The organism is Ruegeria sp. CDSB136 (assembly GCF_059610965.1).
In genome coordinates this window covers 62,126-81,457 of record NZ_JBXWOP010000020.1, presented here as the reverse complement: position 1 = coordinate 81,457, position 19,332 = coordinate 62,126, and the positions used below count along the sequence as shown (strand labels likewise).

Sequence of the window (19,332 nt, the reverse complement as noted above, 5' to 3'; positions counted from 1 at the left end):
GTCGTGATCAGGAAAAATGCTCATGCTGGATGATGCACTCAGATCAAACCGGTTGCCTGCAGCACCCGGTGTTGGCTACAAACCGCAACATTTTGCGCAAATCCTTGAACACGCGAAACCGGTGGCGTGGCTGGAAATCCATGCCGAGAATTATATGGGCGACGGCGGTCGCCCGCTGGCGCAGTTGCGTCACCTGTCCGAACAATTTCCCATTTCCGTTCATGGCGTTGGCCTATCCATCGGTGGCGAAACGCCGCTGGACCCGGATCATCTGGCCCGCCTTAAACATCTGATCGGCTGGCTGAACCCCGCCAGCTTTTCCGAACATCTGGCCTGGTCCACGCATGACAGTCACTTTCTGAACGACCTGCTGCCCCTGCCCTATACTGATGCGACGCTGGATCGCGTTTGCGACCACATCGATCAGGTGCAGGAAACCGTTGGCCGCCAGATGCTGCTCGAGAACCCGTCCAGCTACCTCGCGTTCGAAGAAAGCACATGGTCCGAACCCGATTTCCTGCGCGAAATTTCGCGTCGCACAGGCTGTGGCCTGCTGCTGGATGTGAACAACGTATTTGTATCTGCCACAAACCTGGATTTCTCGCCTCAGGGCTATATCGATGCCTATCCGCTGAACAAGGTCGGCGAGATCCATCTAGGCGGACATGATGAGGATGAAGACGATCACGGGCACCCGCTGTTGATCGACAGCCATGGGCGCGAAGTGGTCGATCCGGTCTGGGTACTGCTGGATTATGTTCTGGAGCGTTCGGGCCCGAAACCCGTTCTGATAGAATGGGATACCGACGTCCCCGAATGGCCCGTTTTGCGCGCCGAAGCCGAACGCGCGCAGTCAGCGCTGGACCGGGTTCCAGCATGAGCGTTTCTCAGTCGGTCTTCCATTCCGCGTTGCTGGATGCGTCTGTTTCGGTTCCCGACGGGTTGCTTGACGCGGCGGACCAGCCCGCCGGGCGCAGGTTCAGCGTCTATCGCAATAATGTCGCCGTCTCGTTGACCGAAGCGTTACATCAGGCTTTTCCTGTCATCGCCAAGTTGCTGGGCGCACAGAACATGGACGGTCTTGCCGGGATGTTCTTGAGACAGCACCCCCCGTCTTCCCCGTTGATGATGTTCTATGGCGAAGCATTCCCCGGTTTTCTGGCTGATCTGCCGCAACTTGCGCATCTGGGATATCTGCCGGACATGGCGCGCCTGGAACTGGCTCTGCGCCGATCATACCACGCCGCCGACTGCACACCTGCGCCAGCCGACGCCCTGAACTTGTCACCCGAAGACATTATGCGATCGCGGCTGAGCTTTGCTCCTGCGATGCAGATCATGCAATCGGACTGGCCGGTACACGCGATCTGGCGATTCAATACTGAAGACAATGCCCCAAAACCCGAACCCGGCCCGCAAGACGTTCTGATTACGCGTCCCGAATATGACCCGATTCCGCATCTTTTGCCCGTGGGCGGCGCCAAGTGGATCAGCCATCTGCAAACAGGCGACACAATCGGTGAAGCGTATGAAAAAACGGCTGAAACCTGGCCCGAGTTCGATCTTGGAACCACACTGGCCATCCTATTGCAGGGCGGCGCAATAACCTCTGTGACTATTGAAAGGCTGGAGACATGACTGCTCTGATCTCAACCTACAACAACACGATGGAAAAGGTGGACCTGGCATCCAATTGGCTGACACCGACGCTGGCACGACTGGTGTTTGTCGCCGTCCTTCTGGTTTATTACTGGAACTCGGCGATGCTGAAGATCGATGGCTCGATCTTTTCGCCATCCGCAGGTGCCTTTGGCCAGATTTTCCCCAAGGCGGCCGAAGCCGTTCTGTATGATGTCAGCCAGATGACCTTTTTCCAGCGTATCGTGATCTTCTTTGGAACCGTCGCCGAGTTCGTTCTGCCGGCATTGTTGCTGGTCGGGCTGTTCACACGCCTGGCCGCACTTGGCATGATCGGGTTTGTCTGGGTGCAAACCCTGACCGACGTAACAGGCCATAACGTTCCATTGGGCAGCCTGTTCGACAACGCCATCTCGCTGATGGATCAGCGTGTGATGTGGACCTTCATGTTTCTGGTCATTGTCATCAACGGCGGAGGTCCAATATCGCTGGACCGGCTATTGCGACTGAAGTGAACTAGAAATGAGCCTTGGGCTGGTCCGGCTTTCCCGCAGCCAGCCCAAGCAGGCCGGCAACTGCTGCAAAAGCGACCGGGAACATCGTAAACGCATTGAAACCAAAGGCATAGTACATGCCGACGGCCGACAGCAGCAGCAAGACGCCGGCGATCAAGGCACGGGCATGGGCCATGGCTCCGCCCGCTATGGCGAGCAACGGCGCAAGGATCGAAGTGGTCTGCACCAAAGTGGCGTTTTCGACCTGCTCGGCAACGCCTTCGATCTCGCCAAACCGGTTGACCAGTTCGACATAACCATAGCCGAAAAAGCCCACGACCATTCCGATAAGCCCGGCGATAACACCCAAGATCATTGCAGCGTTACGCATAATCTTCCCTTCTGTCTGCGCTTGAGCAGATAGTCATCCGATCACGCAACTCCAAGTGCCGTACGTGTTTCCGGCGTCCAGCCCAGCAACAAAGCTCCCCCGGATTCGATCAACGGGCGTTTCATCAACGTCGGGTAATCGGCGAGAAGCTCCTGCGCAGGGCGTGACCGCTGTTCTTGGTCCAATCCCCGCCACGTTGTCGAACGGGTGTTCAGCAAGGCATCGCCGAATTGCTCTAGTGCCTGAGACAGCACCGAGGCCGGGACACCTTGGGTCCGGACATCCACAAACTCTGCATCTGGCATTGATTTCAACGCCTTACGGCACGTATCGCAAGTCTTCAAACCATAAAGGCGCATCTTACTTCTGTTCCTGTTTCTGCTTGGGATTTAGGCAAAATCACCGGTTTTCTTCGGTAATTCTTGATTTTTTACTTCACCGTGCAATGTTGAAAAAGACGAAACACGCAATTCGGGCCGTATCGTTTGGGCGAAACAGTGATGTGTTGCGGTTACGTCAACCACTGCCCCCACCAATTTGTGGGACAACGTGAAAGTAGAAGGAGACACGGGAAATGCCAACTGGCACCGTGAAATGGTTCAATACGACCAAAGGCTATGGATTTATTGCTCCCGATGAGGGCGGCAAGGACGTTTTTGTTCACATCTCGGCCGTAGAACGATCCGGTCTGACCGGGCTTGCTGACAATCAGAAGGTCTCGTACGAGTTACAAGACGGACGTGACGGCCGCCAGATGGCAGCTGATTTGAAGCCTCTTTAACCCCCCGCCAAGTGTGGGAAGATCAATAAGGTCGGCGGCCAATTTCAGGCCGCCGACCGTTTCAAAAGGTCCCAATCCTTACCCTCGCGCCGATTTCGCTCCGGCATGAGTGTGCTCGTCTTGTCCCATCGCAACGATACAGGACGTGCCGCTGGAATGAGTAACAACCATGGTTCAGTCACCCGATTTGCTGACCCAGACTTCCATGATCAACTCGGGCGCCTGCACCCCAGAGGCTGCACGGCTTGCACCGCACTGACGCTCGGGTTTCGAGTGCATTCTTGATGTGGGCTCGCAATTCACCTCGGCGATCCGAGTTTTTGCAGGTGCGGGATTGGCCCGCATCAGGCAGATCCCAAAAAAGCACACTGCACATAACATGCGGCCAGCGTGACAGCCGCATGGCACGATTTAAGGACAACCGACGGTTCGGAGACTTGCATCATCCCTGCCGGATCACGTCCTCGAATTCGCGCCATTCACGCGCTGTCATGCCAGAGTTTTCCTGCGTAACGGCCTCACCCGCCAGCATTCTGCGCAAGCTGTCGACCATCTGCGCGGATAGATTCACGGCACCCAGGCGGTAGTCTTCGAAGGCCCTGTAGGCAAAGGGAACCCAGTCCGCCACGATTTTGCACATTGTGTCGGCATAAACCCGAATCTCGTACTGGGCATGCGGGTCGGCGCGCAGCCGCAGGAAGTGGAACAGGTTGTGTAGATCCACCTTCCAATACCATTGCGTGTAAACATTGGCAGGTAGGTTCATCCGCGCAAGTTCACGCGCCAGCCCCTGCTGCCCTTCCTGGCTGATCATGGCTTCGTAATTGTCATAGCACCGCGTGCTGTCGGCTTTGAGAATTTCCAATACACGCGCCGCTTCTTCGCCCTCCAGGGCTGAGCCCCTCCCCTGGTTGTTCACCTCGGACTGGGCCGCCACATGGTCGGGGGCCGGGATATAGAATTCGCGATCCAGAATGGAGTACCGCGCCGAGTATTCGTTCACATTGGCCGTACGATGACGAATCCACTGGCGGGCCACAAAGACCGGAAGTTTTACGTGCAGCTTGATCTCGCACATCTCGAACGGGGTCGAATGCCAGTGCCGCATCAGATAGCGGATCAGCCCCTCGTCATTCTGCACCGATTTGGTGCCTTTGCCATAAGACACACGCGCGGCCTGACAAATCGCGGCATCATCGCCCATATAGTCGATGACGCGGACAAATCCATGATCCAGCACCTGATGGGCCGTATACAGATGCTCCTCCATTCCCGCTGCGACGACGCGGCGTGTGGGATGCGATTGCGCGCGTTGCGCTTCGATCTCGGCCAGTTGGTCAGAAGACAGCGGCATGAAATGGTCCTTTCCAGCAATGAGTCGCCGCCCACTATATATCGGTAGATCAGGCACAGGAACCGCGATATGTGCGCCCAATTGCGCAAACGCACAATTGTTTGCCCTCTGCCCCTCGACACCTTGCCTTGGCGCGCTAAGCTGCAGCGCATCACCTGCAAAAAAAAGGATGGCACGATGGGGCTGACTTATCTTCACACCATGGTCCGCGTGAAAGATCTGGAAAAATCACTGGCTTTCTACGAGCTGCTGGGACTGAAGGAAACGCGACGTTATGAAAGCGAAGCAGGGCGTTTTACCCTGATATTTCTGGCACCACCGGGTCAGGAAGATGCACCGATCGAGCTGACGTATAATTGGGATGGCGATGATGCACTGCCCAGCGACAGCCGCCATTTCGGGCATCTGGCCTACGGCGTCGACAACATCTATGAGACGTGCCAGCACCTGCAGGACAACGGAGTAATCATCAACCGCCCGCCCCGCGACGGACGCATGGCCTTTGTCCGCTCGCCTGACAACATCTCGGTTGAATTGCTGCAAAACGGCAATGCCCTTGAGCCGGCCGAACCCTGGGCAAGCATGGAAAGCACCGGCCACTGGTGATCGACAGATGCTCAATCGGGGGCCGGCCTTAGCGGCCCGCCCCACTCAGTGTGACGCTGGTTAATCTGCCAACCGCAGGACAGGGGCATCAGGCTCATTCGCGCGGTCCGCCTCATGCGCTCCCACAGATCTGAAATCTCGCCTCCGACGTAGCTGAAACGCTGGCTCAGTTTCCAGCTACTTCAAGACTTCCGCATTACCGGTTCCTTGTAACAACGGGCGCGATGGTCGAGGCCAATAACCATCGCGCCACCCTTTCGAATGAAGTGACATAGCTTGGAACAGCCAAACCAAATGTCTTTCGAAATCGTTACCTTATCACCCAACTGCCCAATCTGCTTGACCGGATGCAGCCCAAAGCCATCCAATTGATCGCTCTTGTACCGAAACCAGACCTTGCCCGATCCGGGCCAAGTTCTTCTGGGCAGACCTTTTTTGTTGCACAACGCACATTTCATTGTGAGAATTCAGAAGGCTGCACGGAGATCTGGAAGCAAGACACATTATTCAACGATTGACCCCGCTCACGAAACCGCCTGGCAACTGGCGCCACCAGAAATCCAGCGCAGGTTGTCATTGAGTACGAATTGGCGCTTCAGGGTCTTCGAAACACCGCATGAGGAAGAGCTTAAAAAGAACCGGGAAACCCGGACAAATTATTCTCAAAGGGAGGAACGTATAATGAAGAAATTGACATCCACGGCCGTCGGGTCGCTGATTGCCCTAGCTGCCTCCATGTCGGCGGCGCAGGCAGACAAGCTGACCTTCTATTGCTCGGCCCAGGAAGATTGGTGTCAACTCATGGCACGCAGCTTCGAAGATGCGACAGGCATCGATGTGAACATGACCCGGAAATCGTCGGGTGAAACCTTTGCGCAAATTCGCGCCGAAAGCTCGAACCCTAAAGGCGACGTGTGGTGGGGTGGCACGGGCGACCCGCATCTGCAGGCGGCCGAAGAAGGCCTGACGATGGAATACGTTTCACCAATGCGCGACCAACTGCACGACTGGGCGATTTCCCAGGCTGAAAGCGCCGGCAACCGGACGATCGGTATCTATTCGGGTGCGCTTGGTTATGGTTACAACGCAGATCTTGTCGCGGCGAACAACCTGCCCGAACCTGCCTGTTGGAAAGACCTTCTGAAGCCCGAGTACAAGGGCCATGTTCAGATGGCGAACCCAAACTCATCGGGCACGGCCTATACGACGCTGGCCTCGATGGTACAGATCTTCGGCGAAGATGAAGGCTTTGAGTTCATGAAGGGCCTGCATTCGAACATCAACCAGTACACCAAGTCAGGCTCGGCCCCGATCAAGGCCGCGGGGCGCGGTGAAAACACCATCGGTATCGTCTTTATGCATGACGCCGTGAAACAGGCCGTTTCAGGTTTCCCGATCAAGGTCGTGGCGCCTTGCGAGGGTACCGGTTACGAAATTGGCTCGATGTCGATCATCGAAGGTGCCCGCAACGTGGAAGAGGCGAAGAAGTTCTATGATTGGGCGCTGTCGCCCGAAGCTCAGAACCTTGCCCTTCAGGTCAACGCGTTCCAGGTTCCATCGAACAAAAGCGCCGAAACCTCGGAAAGCGCGCCTGACATGAGCCAGATCAAGCTGATCGACTATGATTTCAAAAAGTATGGCTCGTCAGACGAACGGAAGCGGTTGTTGCAGAAATGGGATGAAGAGGTTTCAGTTCTGCCACAATAAATGACTGACAAGAAGACAAAAACGACCCATCCGGTTCTGATCTTTTGGATCATTGTCGGTTGGGTCGGATTCTGCCTGTTGCCCTGGTACATGGTTGACGGCGGCCTGTGGTCGTTCGAATGGCTTTTTGACGGCTACCCGTTCGACGAAAATTATGCACCCGCAGCATTTCTGATCGGACAAGGCGAGAAGCTTTGGCTTGCACCGCTTGTGATTGCCCTTTTGCTGCCTTTGCTTGCACTGGGGCGCGTCAAATCCGACCCGCTTTATGCTCGCATTCTGATCCTGTCCGGCGCACTCGGCTTCGGCTGGCTGATTGCTCAGGGGTTCAGTATCGGCATCAGAGGTTTCAACTTCGATTGGATGGAAGCGTTTTTTGGTGAACTCGGCGATCGCCAGTTCGGCATGGGCTATGGCGCGATGATATGCGCATCGAGCTTTTTGTTCCTGCTGACCCAGGGCACCGCGGCAAGAGGCGCCATCAACGGCGATGTCTTCGTCGTCAGCGCAATCGGAGGCGTGATCACCATCGTCACCGCCTTTGTCTTTTTCCCTATCGCAAAGATGTTGTTTGCCGCCTTCGTCACCGAAGATGGCGCCTATTCAATTGCGGTATTCTTTTCGAAGTTCTTCGATGACCGGCTTTGGGGATTGGGTTGTTTTTATGGGGCCAAGTGCGGCGCAGCCTGGAATTCCCTGTTCCTTGCCATCGTGGTCGGCTTTGTCACTACGATCCTGGGCCTGTGTTTCGCTTTGGTCGTGACGCGCTCGGGCTTTCGCTACAAGCGCGCTTTGCGGGCCTTGACCGTTCTGCCGATCATCACGCCGCCCTTTGTGATCGGCCTTGCCCTCATCCTACTGTTTGGCCTGTCCGGGTCCGTTACCCGCTTCATTGCCGATCTGTTGGGCACGCAACCAACACGGTGGCTGTACGGAATGCCCGGCATTCTGATCGCGCAGACGCTGGCGTTCACGCCCATTGCGTTTCTCGTTCTGATCGGCGTGGTGGAAGGCGTCTCTCCTTCGATGGAGGAAGCAGCCCAAACGCTCCGCGCCAGCAGATGGCAGACGTTCAAGACGGTCTCCCTGCCCCTGATGCGCCCGGGTCTTGCCAATGCCTTTCTTCTAGGTTTCATCGAAAGCATGGCCGATTTCGGAAACCCGCTGGTGCTGGGCGGAAACTTCGACGTTCTGTCAACCGAGATCTTCTTCGCAATCGTAGGCGCTCAATACGATCAGGGTCGCGCTGCCGTTCTGGCCATGGTGCTTCTGTTTTTCACCTTGTCAGCCTTCTACGCGCAGCGGGTCTGGCTGGGCAAGAAAAGCTATACCACTGTGACCGGAAAAGGTGACGCAGGCGTGCACCCACTGATGCCGACCGGCCTGTCAGTCCCGGTGTTGGTAGTCGCGCTTGGCTGGGCGCTGTTCACCGTCATCGTTTATGCAATGATCGTATACGGCAGCGTGGTCGAGTTGTGGGGCGTCAACAATTCATTGACCCTTAAGCACTATGTGACCGCCTTTTCTGTGCGTTTCGAAGAAGAAGGCATTCGCTGGACCGGTGCAGCTTGGGACAGCTTCTGGACCACCATTACAATCGCTGCCATTGCCGCGCCGCTGACTGCAGCCGTAGGATTGGTAACGGCATATCTGCTGACCCGGCAAAGCTTTGCGGGCAAGAACGCTTTTGAGTTCGGAACCATGCTGTCGTTCGCGATCCCCGGAACGGTGATCGGTGTCAGCTACATCCTTGCGTTTAACGTCCCTCCTATCGAAATCACAGGCACGGGCGTCATCCTCATTGTCAGCTTCATCTTCCGCAACATGCCGGTCGGCGTTCGCGCGGGCATTGCCAGCATGTCGCAGCTTGACCGCAGCCTGGACGAATCCTCGCTGACGCTTGGGGCAAACTCGTGGCAAACGTTCCGGCGTATCATTCTGCCGTTGCTGCGCCCCGCGATACTGGCCGCGCTGGTCTACAGTTTTGTGCGGGCCATGACGGCGATTTCTGCCGTTATCTTTCTGGTCAGCGCGGAATATGACATGGCAACCAGCTATATTATCGGGCGGGTCGAAAACAACGACTATGGTCTTGCCATCGCCTATTCGACCACACTGATTTTCGTGATGCTGTCGGTTGTTGCGCTGATGCAGTTGATTGTCGGGCGGACACAGATCGGACGGCGAATGACCCAGTCGCGCACTAATGTTTAGGAGAGAATGACATGAGCCTGCAGTCCAAAGCCGCGCCGGTTCGGTTCGAATCCGTTACAAAAATGTTCGGCAAGGATGTGGTCGCCGTTGACAACATCAATCTGCATGTCGAGGCTGGCAAGCTGGTTACGCTGCTGGGTCCTTCCGGGTGCGGGAAAACCACGACCTTGCGCATGATCGCAGGGTTGGAAATGGCAAGCTCGGGCACGATTCTGATCGGTGACCGGGACGTGACCAGACTGCCTGCGACCGACCGCGACGTGTCGATGGTATTCCAATCCTACGCGCTTTTTCCGCACATGAGTGTGTTGGAGAACGTGATGTACGGCCTGACGTTTTCCGGCTTCGCGAAGGACGAAGCTCGAAGTCGCGCCCTGAACGGCCTGGAACTGGTTGGCCTCAAAGGGTTCGACAGTCGTCTTCCGTCCGAACTGTCCGGCGGTCAGCAACAGCGTGTCGCCGTCGCCCGGGCGCTGGTTCTTGAGCCTCAGGTGCTGCTGTTTGATGAGCCGCTGTCCAATCTCGACGCCAAGCTTCGTCGTCAGGTGCGTGAGGACATCCGGGCCATCCAGCAAGACCTTGGCCTGACTGTCGTCTACGTCACGCACGATCAGGAAGAGGCTCTGGCGGTTTCGGATGAGATCGTCGTGATGCGTAACGCGGCCATCGCTCAGATGGGCACCCCGCGCGAGCTATATGATGCGCCGAACGACCGTTTCGTCGCAGACTTCATAGGCGAGGCAAACCTGCTTGATTGCCAGATCGTTGGCACGGAAGGTGACACCGCCACAATCGAAATCGAAGGCTATCGTCATACGCTGCCGCGCCGTGGTTTGACGCCGGGTGGCGCCACCATCGCCGTCCGACCCTCGCGTCTGGTGATCGGCTCTGATCAGGGAATTCCCGCTACCGTGGCCAAGGCGACATATGTCGGCGTCCGGATGGAATACACGCTGACTGGCACTTTCGGTCAGGCCTTTGCTGTTCACGATGACGTCGACGCACCACTTGAGCCGGGCGCTGAGGTCAGGATGAGTTTTGCCGATAAGGGGCCAGTGCTATTGCCCGATTAGATGCCGAAACTTCTGATCATCACACATCCCGAGGTTTCTATCGATCCGGGCATCCCGATCACGGATTGGGGTCTGAATGCAGTCGGCCGTGATCGTGCTACAGCATTCGCTGTGAATGGCGCTCTGGCGAATGTCACCCGGATTTGGACCAGCAACGAGCAGAAGGCCCGCGAAACGGGCGAGATCCTTGCCGCCGCTCGAAACCTGCGCCCGAAACAACACGCGGGCCTTGGCGAAAACGACCGCAGTGCAACCGGATTCCTACCCAAGGAGGAGTTCGAAGCCGCCGCTGACGCATTTTTTGCCCGACCGGAAACCAGCTATCGCGGTTGGGAAACAGCGGTCTAAGCGCAGGCGCGCATTCATCGGACGGTGACCGAGATTGTAGGAATGCACCGGGGTAAAGACCTGGCCATAGTCACTCATGGGGCGGTCGGAACACTATTATGGTGCGCGCTTTCTGGCCGTTCAATTGACCGCCGTTACGATCAGCCTTCACAGGGTCATTTCTGGCAGGCAGATCTTTTGTCACTCAAACCTCAGTCCGGGTGGGTCGCCTTTACCTAGAAGTCAAGAGTTCCACGCGTCCTCGGCGATCTCAAGCAAGGTCTCGAAGACATCTGGCGTGCCCACAATGACGCGCCCTCCGTCCCGGATCATTGCATCTGCGTCCTGATCTTCGATTGTGCCACCAGCCTCCGCGACCAGCAGTTGCCCGGCCAGACAATCCCAGGCGTTCATGTGCTCTTCCACATAACCCAGAAGTCTTCCTGCGGCGACATAAGCAAGTGACAGCGCCCCGCTGGCGTTCCGGTGGAACATGGCCCCACGCTCGATCAGTTCTGCAACGGCAGGCAGGACATGGCGTGTTTCGACCCGGTTCGAATATCCTACGGCTACGGTTCCATCCCGCAACGCCACTCCGGATGCGACGTGAATCGGCGTACCGTTCAAGGTTGCCCCCTCTCCGCGCGTTGCCACAAATGTCTCATCGACATTTGGTTCATGGATCACCCCGACCATGATGCGCCCTTCAGCGACGCCGGCCAGAACAATGGTCCAAGCCGGAATGCCGTTGACAAAATTCGTTGTCCCGTCGATAGGGTCTATTACCCAATCGAAGCCACTTTTCCCTTCGGTCGCACCATGCTCTTCACCGAACACTCCATCCTCGGGCCAGAATTCCGCGATCCTCTGACGGATGAATGTCTCGACGTTCCTGTCCGCTTCGCTGACCCAGTCCTGAGCGCCCTTTTGGTCAACGACAAGATCGCCCCTGTCCGCAAAGTATTTTTTGGCGATTGCCCCAGCTTCTTTACAAACCGCAACAGCAAAATCCCGGCGTTCCGATAGTCGAGACATGGCCATTCCTTTTCCAGTTGAAAGACTGTTGCGCAAGTTCCCGCAATGGCCGGCACGCTGTCAACACCTGTTGCCAGCCGGGCTATTGATTTTTTAGCGCGCGCAAAGAATATGTAAAGCTATGATAAGATCAAGGCGGACAATACCCGCAGGCAGACTAGCATGACCAAAATAAAGAATATGGAAGAGTTCGCGGCCCTCAGCGGGATTTCGCGACCGACGGTATCCAAGTACTTTCACGACCCCGATAGTGTTCGCCCAACGACACGGGCCCGCATCGAAGAAGCGCTGGAACGGTTTGACTATCGCCCCAATATCTTTGCGGTGAACCAGAACCGGAAGCTGACCAAGAATATCGGCATTGTCGTTCCCTATCTGGCCGATCCGTTCTTTGCCGAAATCGCGCGTTATCTGGAACAAAGCTGTATCGCGGCCGGGTATCGCCCTTCCCTGTTCAGCTCTCATGGCGAACAGAAGCTTGAAAATGAAATCCTGGACGGGCTGCAATCCCTGAAACCCGCCGGGGTTTTGCTGGCGCCATTGGGGCGGATTTCAGACCGTTCGGCGATCGAAAAGTTCTGCGCCAATGTGCCGACAGTTCTGTTTGACAGTAACCTTGATGGCCTTGGCGCAGCATTCGTCGGGTCGGACAATTTCAGTTTTGTCTCGCAAACTGTGGAATACTTGACGCGCACAGGCGAACCGCCCTCGTTCTTCGAAATGCGGACGCCTGCCAACCCGAACGCCAACAAGAGACGCAAGGCCTATGTTGAGGTCATGGAGCGTCTCGGGTTTGAGCCACATATCATCAAGGTCGACGGCACGGGTTGGGCGTTTGAAGAAATTGGCCACAGGGGTGCACTGAAGGTTCTGGAGGAGCGCATGTTGCCGAGCGACTCGGTGTTATGCAGCAATGACCGGCTGGCCATCGGCTTTCTTGCGGCCTGCTACGAACAGGGGATTCGGGTTGGTCGCAAGGATGATTGCGCGCTTCGCGTGGCCTCGAATGACGACCATCCTTTCGCAAAGTTTACGTGCCCATCCCTGACAACAGCAGCGCATGACTATGACAATGTTGCCGGGCGCAGCGTCGAGACGCTGTTCGAACTCATTGAAAGTGGAGGGAAATTTGAAACGAGGACAGAGACGCTGTTCCCTGCACGGCTTGTTTTAAGGGATTCTGCTTAGTCGCAACTTTTTAACGCGCGTAAAGTTTTTATTGACGCCGCGACAATTTACGCTCTAACCTCTCTGCACGACATCCAAGCTCAGGGAGGACAGGGATGTATCTGAAGAACGCACTTCGTGCGGCGACTGCGCTGACATTCGTCGCCACGGCAGCAGCCCACGCGCAATCCATCACGATTGCTACAGTGAACAATGGCGACATGATCCGGATGCAGGGCTATACCGACAAATTCACCGAAGCGACCGGGATCGATGTGGAGTGGGTGACGCTCGAGGAAAACGTCCTGCGTCAGCGCGTGACCACCGACATCACCACCAAAGGCGGTCAGTTCGACATCATGACCATCGGCATGTACGAGACGCCGATCTGGGGTGCGAATGGTTGGCTGGTGCCGTTGGACGGAATGTCCGCGGAATATGACGTCGACGACATTCTGCCCGCGATGGCCGGTGGCCTGAGCCATGAAGGGACGCTTTATGCGGCGCCGTTCTATGGCGAAAGCTCGATGATCATGTATCGTACGGACCTGATGGAAAAGGCAGGTCTGGAAATGCCCGAGGCACCGACCTGGCAATTCATTCGCGAAGCGGCGGCGGCAATGACCGACCGCGACAACGACATCAACGGCATCTGCCTGCGCGGCAAAGCGGGCTGGGGTGAAGGCGGCGCCTTCATCACCGTGACCGGAAACTCATTCGGTGCGCGGTGGTTTGACGAAAACTGGAAACCTCAGTTCGATCAACCTGAATGGAAAGAGGCCCTGACCTTCTTTGTCGATATGATGGGTGAGTCCGGCCCCGCTGGCTATGCCACCAACGGCTTCAACGAAAACCTGTCGCTGTTCCAGCAGGGCAAATGCGGCATGTGGATTGACGCAACGGTCGCCGCTTCTTTCGTGACCAACCCCGACGATTCCACAGTCGCCGACAAGGTGGGCTTCGCACTGGCGCCCAATTCGGAAGGCGTGGACAAACGCGCCAATTGGCTTTGGGCTTGGGCCCTTGCGATTCCGGCAGGCACTCAGCAGGAAGACGCTGCCAAACAGTTTATCGAATGGGCGACCTCGAAAGACTACATCGAGCTGGTGGCCGAAAATGAAGGCTGGGCCAATGTGCCTCCGGGCGCGCGGACGTCGCTTTATGAGAACGACAACTACAAGGCGGTCCCGTTCGCAAAAATGACGCTGGAATCGATCCTGATGGCCGACCCGCAGAATTGCTGCGCACAGCCGACGCCCTATACCGGCATCCAGTTTGTCGCGATCCCGGAATTTGCGGGTATCGCCACTCAGGTAAGCCAGGAGTTCTCGGCAGTCTATGCCGGGCAGCAGACAGTGGACGAGGCCCTTGCCAAAGCGCAGGCCTTCACGGCTGAAGAAATGGAAGCCGCAGGATACTGAGGCATCCCTCCCCGGTGGGTGGGCAATGTCCCACCCGCCACTCTGACTTCCACAATTCCCGTTTTTCTCGCAGGCTATGCTTACGCCTGAACAGAGAGGTCTTGCATCATGGCTACTCAACACTCCCGATCCGTTGCGCGCCTGATGATGGCACCTGCCGTGGTCCTGCTGCTTGGCTGGATGCTCGTGCCTCTGACGATGACACTGTATTTTTCCTTCAAGAAGTATCTGCCGCTGCGCGGCGGTGATCTGGGCTGGGTTGGTTTCGACAACTACGTCCGGTTCGTCTCATCCAGTTCGTTCTGGCCCGCGGTGCAAGCAACGCTGGTTATTGTCGGCGGCGTTCTGGTGATCACGGTTATTCTGGGCATTCTATTGGCGATGTTGCTGGACCAGCCAATGTGGGGACAAGGCGTCGTTCGGATCCTCGTGATCGCACCGTTTTTTGTCATGCCCACTGTGTCCGCGCTGGTCTGGAAGAACATGTTCATGGATCCGGTCAATGGCTTGCTTGCCCACTTGTGGCGCTTTTTCGGGGCCGAACCAATTTCGTGGCTGTCCGAGGCGTCGATGACCTCGATCATCATGATCGTGTCGTGGCAGTGGCTGCCTTTTGCGACGCTGATCCTGCTGACCGCAATCCAGTCGCTGGACAGTGAACAACTGGAAGCGGCCGAGATGGACGGCGCGCCGGTGCTGAAGCGGTTCTATCACATCATCCTGCCGCACCTTAGCCGCGCGATTACCATCGTGATCCTGATCCAGACGATCTTTCTTTTGTCGATCTTCGCCGAAATCTTCGTGACCACGGGCGGCGCGTTCGGCACCCGCACACTCACCTACCTGATCTTCCAGCGCGTTTTGGAAAGCCAGAATGTCGGCCTCGGATCAGCCGGAGGTGTCTACGCCATCATCCTAGCCAACATCGTCGCCATCTTCCTGATGCGCATCGTTGGCAAGAACCTGGACGCGTGAGGAGGTAAGACCATGGCCCGCGCCGTCACAACCCGCCGCAAATCGCTGAACACCGCCCTGGCATGGGCCGTCGGTTTGCTGATCTTTTTCCCGATCCTCTGGACCATCCTGACCAGCTTCAAGACCGAGGCGCAGGCGATCGCCAGCCCGCCGCTGTTCCTGAATTTCGACTGGACGCTGGAGAACTACGCGATCGTGCAGGAGCGCTCGGACTACATGCGGTTCCTGTGGAATTCGGTTATCATCGCGGGCGGATCAACCATTCTGGGCGTGATAATCGCAGTGCCCGCCGCCTGGGCCATGGCATTTGTCCCCTCGAAACGCACCAAGGACATTCTGCTGTGGATGCTGTCCACCAAGATGTTGCCTGCCGTTGGCGTGCTTTACCCGATCTACCTGCTGTTCATCCGGTTGGGTCTGCTGGACACGCGCGGGGGGCTGGTCGTGGTTCTGATGTTGATCAACCTGCCGATCATCGTCTGGATGCTCTACACCTATTTCCGCGAGATTCCGGGTGAAATTCTGGAAGCCGCGCGGATGGATGGCGCGACGCTGAAAGAGGAAATCCTCTATGTCCTTACGCCCATGGCCATCCCGGGCATCGCCTCGACGGTTCTGCTGAACTTCATCCTGGCTTGGAACGAGGCGTTCTGGACCCTCAACCTGACCGCCGTCGACGCGGCTCCGCTCACCGCGTTTATCGCCAGCTATTCCAGCCCCGAAGGCCTGTTCTTTGCCAAGCTCAGCGCGGCCTCGACCATGGCGATTGCACCAATCCTGATCCTTGGCTGGTTCAGCCAGAAACAACTTGTCCGCGGCCTGACCTTCGGCGCTGTGAAATAAGGAACACGACACATGGGACGTATTCAACTCAAGTCCGTGACCAAAAGCTTCGGCGACGTACAGGTCATCCCCCCGCTGGACCTGACCATCGAGGATGGTGAGTTCACCGTCTTCGTCGGTCCGTCGGGGTGTGGCAAGTCTACCCTATTACGCCTGATCGCGGGGTTGGAGGATATCACGTCGGGTTCCATCGATATTGACGGATCGGATGCCACCGATGTCCCACCTGCCAAGCGGGGGCTGGCGATGGTGTTCCAGTCCTACGCCTTGTACCCGCACATGACTGTACGAAAGAACATCGCCTTTCCCCTGCGCATGGCCAAGCTGGATCAAGCCGAGATCGACAAACGCGTCGAAGGCGCGGCAAGTGTTCTGAACCTGAGCGACTATCTGGACCGCCGCCCCGGGCAGTTATCCGGCGGGCAGCGCCAGCGCGTTGCCATTGGTCGCGCCATCGTACGCGAGCCGGCAGCGTTTCTGTTTGATGAACCCCTGTCGAATCTTGACGCCGCGTTGCGCGTCGGCATGCGGCTTGAGATCAGCGAACTGCACGAACGCCTGGCGACAACAATGATATACGTGACCCACGATCAGGTTGAAGCCATGACAATGGCCGACAAGATCGTCGTTCTTCAGGCCGGAGTGATCGAACAGGTCGGCACCCCGCTGGAACTGTATCGCACGCCACGCAATCTGTTTGTGGCAGGGTTCATCGGTTCACCCAGGATGAACTTTATCGAAGGCCCGGAGGCCGCAAAACATGGCGCGCGAACCATCGGAATTCGCCCCGAACACATAGGCGTTTCCGAGACCGAAGGAGAATGGTCCGGGGTCGTCAGCGTCTCCGAACATTTGGGCTCGGACACCTTCTTTCACGTCCACGAAACCGGTCTGGCTGAAACAATCACGGTCCGAGCAGATGGCGAGGTCGGGTTCCGCCACGGAGACCGCATCCACCTGACCCCGCGTGCAGATGTGATCCACCGGTTTGACGCGCAAGGCCTGCGGATCGAATGACACGTCTGGCAGGCAAAACCGCCCTGATCACCGGGGCCGCGCGTGGCATCGGGCTGGCCTTTGCCAAAGCCTATGTGGCAGAAGGCGCGCGGGTCGCAATCGCCGACATTGACAGCAAACGTGCGCAGGAGGCGGCCGGTGAAATCGGCGAAGCTGCCCTGGCCGTCGAGATGGACGTGACCCGCCAGAACAGCATAGATGACGCCGTCGCGCGAACAGCCGCACATTTCGGTCCGATCGACATTCTGATCAACAACGCGGCCATCTTCACTGCCGCACCAATCGTTGAGATTGAGCGTGCCGACTACAATCGTGTCTTTGACATCAACGTTTCTGGTGTGCTCTTCACGATGCAGGCTGTTGCGCGCCACATGATCGAACACGGGATCAAGGGCCGGATCATCAACATGGCATCGCAGGCTGGGCGAAGGGGCGAGCCTTTGGTCGCTGTGTATTGTGCCAGCAAGGCCGCGATCATATCGCTGACTCAATCAGCCGGCCTGAACCTGATTTCCCATGGGATCAACGTGAATGCCATCGCTCCGGGCGTTGTCGACGGGGAACATTGGGACGGTGTGGATGCGTTTTTTGCAAAACACGAAGGCAAGGTCCCCGGTCAGAAAAAGCGCGAAGTGGCGGCCGCCGTTCCGTATGGCCGGATGGGCCGCGCCGAAGATCTGACCGGGATGGCGGTGTTTCTGGCCTCTGACGAGGCCAAGTACATCGTCGCTCAAACCTACAATGTCGATGGCGGAAACTGGATGAGCTGATGGACCCCATGGCGAACGCAAAACCTCCGGTTCGGGTGCGGCGCGACAGCCTTGAAGGCCTGCCGGCATCCGTCAGAACACCGGGTTATAATAGCGCGGACCTGAGACCGGGCATCGTTCATATAGGTTTGGGTAATTTTCATCGGGCGCATCAGGCCTGGTATATCCACGAGTTGATGCAGCGGGGTCAGGCATTGGACTGGGCGATTATCGGGGCGGGTGTGCGAAGCTACGACGCCGATATGCGAAAGAAACTGCTGGCGCAGGACTGCCTGACAACATTGATCGAACTGGACCCCGAGGGAATATCTGCCGAGGTGATCGGCCCTATGATCGACTACCTTCCGATTCAGAATGGCAACGCATCTCTGATCCGCAAGATGGCTGATCCGGCCATCCGGATCGTATCGCTGACCGTGACCGAAGGCGGGTATTTTCTGGACGCCAAGACCGGTGCGTTCAACCTGAACCACGATGATATTCGCCATGACGCGGCAAATCCCAACCAGCCCCGCACCGCTTTTGGCGCCATTGTTGCCGCGCTCGGGCAGCGCCGGGCGAACGGTCTGAAACCCTTTACCGCGCTCAGCTGCGATAACCTTCAGGGCAACGGTGCGATTTTGCGAAACTGTATCGTTGGATTGGCCCGTATGTCCGACCCCGATCTGGCCGATTGGATTGACCGGAATGGCGCATTTCCGAACTCGATGGTGGACTGCATTGTGCCCGCGACGACGGAACAATTAATATCGCAATGCCGCAACCTCGGCATCAACGACCGCGCGCCGGTCTCGCATGAAAACTTTCGCCAGTGGGTGATCGAGGACGATTTTTGTGACGGGCGGCCGCCGCTGGATGAGGTTGGCGTGACGCTGACCCAAGATGTCCATAGTTACGAGACAATGAAACTGCGCATACTGAATGGCGGCCACCAATTGCTGGCAAATGCCGGGGAAATTCTGAATGTCCCCACGATTGCAGATTGCATGCAGGACCCCGACATCGTGTCGTTTTTCCGCAAAGTTCAGGCCGAAGAAATTCTTCCCCATGTCAAACCTGTCCCCGGAACAACCGCGACTGAATATCTTGGATTGGTCGAGGGGCGTTTTTCGAATACCGCAATCCACGATTCGACGCGTCGGGTTGCGTTCGACGGATCATCACGCCATCCGGGGTTCTTGCTACCCTCGATGCGCGATGCGCTTGCGGCCGGTTCATCCCTGAACGGGCTTGCGCTGTCCCAAGCTTTCTGGTGCCGGATGTGCGCGGGGGTTCGCGAGAATGGATCCGAAATAGCCCCAAACGACCCTCACTGGGAGGACTTAAAAAAAACGGCGCTGGCATCAAGGGCCAATCCGCAACTGTGGATCGAACAAAGCCAGTACTGTGGTGCGTTTGGTCGAGACACTCCCTTCGCCAACGATTTCGCCCGCTGGCTGACCGCGATCTGGCAGCGGGGATGCCGGGCAGCGATAGCTGAGTATCTGGCTTCGACTCCCTCTCCAGACTGATCCGGCAC

The 19,332-nt window shown here is 57.2% G+C and carries 20 protein-coding genes and 1 pseudogene; 16 read left to right on the top strand and 5 right to left on the bottom strand.

The window, feature by feature from the left end:
- Positions 1–22: 22 nt before the first annotated feature.
- From bufB to AC2FIR_RS19650, 3 genes are read left to right on the top strand one after another with little or no spacing between them, the layout of a single operon-like run.
- Positions 23–880, top strand: a complete 858-nt coding sequence (gene bufB / locus AC2FIR_RS19660) for an MNIO family bufferin maturase (protein WP_496744425.1) — start codon at positions 23–25, stop codon at positions 878–880.
- Positions 877–1,638 carry an HvfC/BufC family peptide modification chaperone gene (locus tag AC2FIR_RS19655; RefSeq protein ID WP_170806413.1) on the top strand — a complete coding sequence of 254 codons (762 nt, stop codon included), beginning with the start codon at positions 877–879 and terminating at the stop codon, positions 1,636–1,638. The genes bufB and AC2FIR_RS19655 overlap by 4 nt, the downstream gene beginning before the upstream one ends.
- Positions 1,635–2,153 carry a DoxX family protein gene (locus AC2FIR_RS19650; RefSeq protein WP_496744422.1) on the top strand — a complete coding sequence of 173 codons (519 nt, stop codon included), beginning with the start codon at positions 1,635–1,637 and terminating at the stop codon, positions 2,151–2,153. Before AC2FIR_RS19655 ends, AC2FIR_RS19650 begins: the two co-directional genes overlap by 4 nt.
- A 1-nt stretch (position 2,154) precedes the next feature.
- On the opposite strand, the gene AC2FIR_RS19645 is transcribed toward AC2FIR_RS19650, so the two are convergent.
- Together AC2FIR_RS19645 and AC2FIR_RS19640 are read right to left on the bottom strand one after the other, a co-directional pair.
- Positions 2,155–2,523 carry a hypothetical protein gene (locus AC2FIR_RS19645; RefSeq protein WP_170806414.1) on the bottom strand — a complete coding sequence of 123 codons (369 nt, stop codon included), beginning with the start codon at positions 2,521–2,523 and terminating at the stop codon, positions 2,155–2,157.
- A gap of 41 nt (positions 2,524–2,564) precedes the next feature.
- A complete protein-coding gene (locus AC2FIR_RS19640; protein ID WP_170614630.1) occupies positions 2,565–2,882 on the bottom strand; it encodes an ArsC/Spx/MgsR family protein in 318 nt (105 codons plus the stop codon).
- 215 nt (positions 2,883–3,097) lie between these two features.
- Here AC2FIR_RS19640 and AC2FIR_RS19635 point away from each other — a divergent pair, with 215 nt between their 5' ends.
- A complete protein-coding gene (locus AC2FIR_RS19635; RefSeq protein ID WP_008758035.1) occupies positions 3,098–3,304 on the top strand; it encodes a cold-shock protein in 207 nt (68 codons plus the stop codon).
- Positions 3,305–3,478: 174 nt separating this feature from the next.
- Here AC2FIR_RS19635 and AC2FIR_RS19630 read toward each other — a convergent pair whose 3' ends face one another.
- Positions 3,479–3,649 (bottom strand): hypothetical protein, encoded by a 171-nt coding sequence (locus AC2FIR_RS19630; protein WP_496744419.1) that lies wholly within the window; start codon positions 3,647–3,649, stop codon positions 3,479–3,481.
- A 97-nt stretch (positions 3,650–3,746) separates the two neighbouring features.
- Positions 3,747–4,658 (bottom strand): FAD-dependent thymidylate synthase, encoded by a 912-nt coding sequence (thyX, locus tag AC2FIR_RS19625; protein WP_170680383.1) that lies wholly within the window; start codon positions 4,656–4,658, stop codon positions 3,747–3,749.
- A 177-nt stretch (positions 4,659–4,835) separates the two neighbouring features.
- Between thyX and AC2FIR_RS19620 the strand changes: the two genes are divergently transcribed.
- The 5 genes and pseudogenes from AC2FIR_RS19620 (at position 4,836) to AC2FIR_RS19600 (ending at position 10,825) form a co-directional block, all read left to right on the top strand.
- The gene (locus AC2FIR_RS19620; protein WP_170614628.1) at positions 4,836–5,264 is read left to right on the top strand and encodes a VOC family protein; all 429 of its coding nucleotides are present in this window, start codon (positions 4,836–4,838) and stop codon (positions 5,262–5,264) included.
- Between the two features lie 681 nt (positions 5,265–5,945).
- Positions 5,946–6,971, top strand: a complete 1,026-nt coding sequence (locus AC2FIR_RS19615; RefSeq protein WP_170619677.1) for an ABC transporter substrate-binding protein — start codon at positions 5,946–5,948, stop codon at positions 6,969–6,971.
- Complete coding sequence (locus tag AC2FIR_RS19610; RefSeq protein ID WP_496744415.1) at positions 6,972–9,185, top strand: ABC transporter permease; 2,214 nt, start codon at positions 6,972–6,974, stop codon at positions 9,183–9,185.
- 11 nt (positions 9,186–9,196) lie between these two features.
- On the top strand, positions 9,197–10,258 hold the full coding sequence (locus AC2FIR_RS19605) for an ABC transporter ATP-binding protein (RefSeq protein WP_496744413.1): 1,062 nt from the start codon (positions 9,197–9,199) through the stop codon (positions 10,256–10,258).
- Positions 10,259–10,825, top strand: a pseudogene (locus AC2FIR_RS19600) (histidine phosphatase family protein).
- Positions 10,826–10,828: 3 nt separating this feature from the next.
- Here the strand turns inward: AC2FIR_RS19600 and AC2FIR_RS19595 are convergent.
- Positions 10,829–11,620: an inositol monophosphatase family protein gene (locus tag AC2FIR_RS19595; protein ID WP_496744412.1), complete on the bottom strand. Its 792-nt coding sequence runs from the start codon at positions 11,618–11,620 to the stop codon at positions 10,829–10,831.
- A gap of 162 nt (positions 11,621–11,782) precedes the next feature.
- Between AC2FIR_RS19595 and AC2FIR_RS19590 the strand changes: the two genes are divergently transcribed.
- The 7 genes from AC2FIR_RS19590 (at position 11,783) to AC2FIR_RS19560 (ending at position 19,324) form a co-directional block, all read left to right on the top strand.
- Positions 11,783–12,808, top strand: coding sequence for a LacI family DNA-binding transcriptional regulator (locus tag AC2FIR_RS19590; protein ID WP_480489637.1), 1,026 nt, complete (start codon positions 11,783–11,785; stop codon positions 12,806–12,808).
- A gap of 95 nt (positions 12,809–12,903) precedes the next feature.
- The gene (locus AC2FIR_RS19585) at positions 12,904–14,208 is read left to right on the top strand and encodes an ABC transporter substrate-binding protein (protein WP_170614621.1); all 1,305 of its coding nucleotides are present in this window, start codon (positions 12,904–12,906) and stop codon (positions 14,206–14,208) included.
- A gap of 108 nt (positions 14,209–14,316) precedes the next feature.
- Positions 14,317–15,183 (top strand): carbohydrate ABC transporter permease, encoded by an 867-nt coding sequence (locus AC2FIR_RS19580; protein ID WP_170375757.1) that lies wholly within the window; start codon positions 14,317–14,319, stop codon positions 15,181–15,183.
- A gap of 12 nt (positions 15,184–15,195) precedes the next feature.
- Complete coding sequence (locus AC2FIR_RS19575; RefSeq protein WP_170614620.1) at positions 15,196–16,026, top strand: carbohydrate ABC transporter permease; 831 nt, start codon at positions 15,196–15,198, stop codon at positions 16,024–16,026.
- A gap of 12 nt (positions 16,027–16,038) precedes the next feature.
- A complete protein-coding gene (locus tag AC2FIR_RS19570) occupies positions 16,039–17,043 on the top strand; it encodes an ABC transporter ATP-binding protein (protein WP_480489636.1) in 1,005 nt (334 codons plus the stop codon).
- Positions 17,040–17,813 (top strand): L-iditol 2-dehydrogenase, encoded by a 774-nt coding sequence (locus AC2FIR_RS19565; protein WP_170806423.1) that lies wholly within the window; start codon positions 17,040–17,042, stop codon positions 17,811–17,813. Before AC2FIR_RS19570 ends, AC2FIR_RS19565 begins: the two co-directional genes overlap by 4 nt.
- The gene (locus AC2FIR_RS19560; protein ID WP_496762922.1) at positions 17,813–19,324 is read left to right on the top strand and encodes a mannitol dehydrogenase family protein; all 1,512 of its coding nucleotides are present in this window, start codon (positions 17,813–17,815) and stop codon (positions 19,322–19,324) included. Before AC2FIR_RS19565 ends, AC2FIR_RS19560 begins: the two co-directional genes overlap by 1 nt.
- Positions 19,325–19,332 lie beyond the last annotated feature (8 nt).

Bases quoted from the DNA above. Each gene is read 5' to 3' on its own strand.
- bufB (WP_496744425.1), top strand. From the start codon at position 23: ATGCTGGATGATGCACTCAGATCAAACCGGTTGCCTGCAGCACCCGGT.
- AC2FIR_RS19655 (WP_170806413.1), top strand. From the start codon at position 877: ATGAGCGTTTCTCAGTCGGTCTTCCATTCCGCGTTGCTGGATGCGTCT.
- AC2FIR_RS19650 (WP_496744422.1), top strand. From the start codon at position 1,635: ATGACTGCTCTGATCTCAACCTACAACAACACGATGGAAAAGGTGGAC.
- AC2FIR_RS19645 (WP_170806414.1), bottom strand. From the start codon at position 2,523: ATGCGTAACGCTGCAATGATCTTGGGTGTTATCGCCGGGCTTATCGGA.
- AC2FIR_RS19640 (WP_170614630.1), bottom strand. From the start codon at position 2,882: ATGCGCCTTTATGGTTTGAAGACTTGCGATACGTGCCGTAAGGCGTTG.
- AC2FIR_RS19635 (WP_008758035.1), top strand. From the start codon at position 3,098: ATGCCAACTGGCACCGTGAAATGGTTCAATACGACCAAAGGCTATGGA.
- AC2FIR_RS19630 (WP_496744419.1), bottom strand. From the start codon at position 3,649: ATGCGGGCCAATCCCGCACCTGCAAAAACTCGGATCGCCGAGGTGAAT.
- thyX (WP_170680383.1), bottom strand. From the start codon at position 4,658: ATGCCGCTGTCTTCTGACCAACTGGCCGAGATCGAAGCGCAACGCGCG.
- AC2FIR_RS19620 (WP_170614628.1), top strand. From the start codon at position 4,836: ATGGGGCTGACTTATCTTCACACCATGGTCCGCGTGAAAGATCTGGAA.
- AC2FIR_RS19615 (WP_170619677.1), top strand. From the start codon at position 5,946: ATGAAGAAATTGACATCCACGGCCGTCGGGTCGCTGATTGCCCTAGCT.
- AC2FIR_RS19610 (WP_496744415.1), top strand. From the start codon at position 6,972: ATGACTGACAAGAAGACAAAAACGACCCATCCGGTTCTGATCTTTTGG.
- AC2FIR_RS19605 (WP_496744413.1), top strand. From the start codon at position 9,197: ATGAGCCTGCAGTCCAAAGCCGCGCCGGTTCGGTTCGAATCCGTTACA.
- AC2FIR_RS19595 (WP_496744412.1), bottom strand. From the start codon at position 11,620: ATGTCTCGACTATCGGAACGCCGGGATTTTGCTGTTGCGGTTTGTAAA.
- AC2FIR_RS19590 (WP_480489637.1), top strand. From the start codon at position 11,783: ATGACCAAAATAAAGAATATGGAAGAGTTCGCGGCCCTCAGCGGGATT.
- AC2FIR_RS19585 (WP_170614621.1), top strand. From the start codon at position 12,904: ATGTATCTGAAGAACGCACTTCGTGCGGCGACTGCGCTGACATTCGTC.
- AC2FIR_RS19580 (WP_170375757.1), top strand. From the start codon at position 14,317: ATGGCTACTCAACACTCCCGATCCGTTGCGCGCCTGATGATGGCACCT.
- AC2FIR_RS19575 (WP_170614620.1), top strand. From the start codon at position 15,196: ATGGCCCGCGCCGTCACAACCCGCCGCAAATCGCTGAACACCGCCCTG.
- AC2FIR_RS19570 (WP_480489636.1), top strand. From the start codon at position 16,039: ATGGGACGTATTCAACTCAAGTCCGTGACCAAAAGCTTCGGCGACGTA.
- AC2FIR_RS19565 (WP_170806423.1), top strand. From the start codon at position 17,040: ATGACACGTCTGGCAGGCAAAACCGCCCTGATCACCGGGGCCGCGCGT.
- AC2FIR_RS19560 (WP_496762922.1), top strand. From the start codon at position 17,813: ATGGACCCCATGGCGAACGCAAAACCTCCGGTTCGGGTGCGGCGCGAC.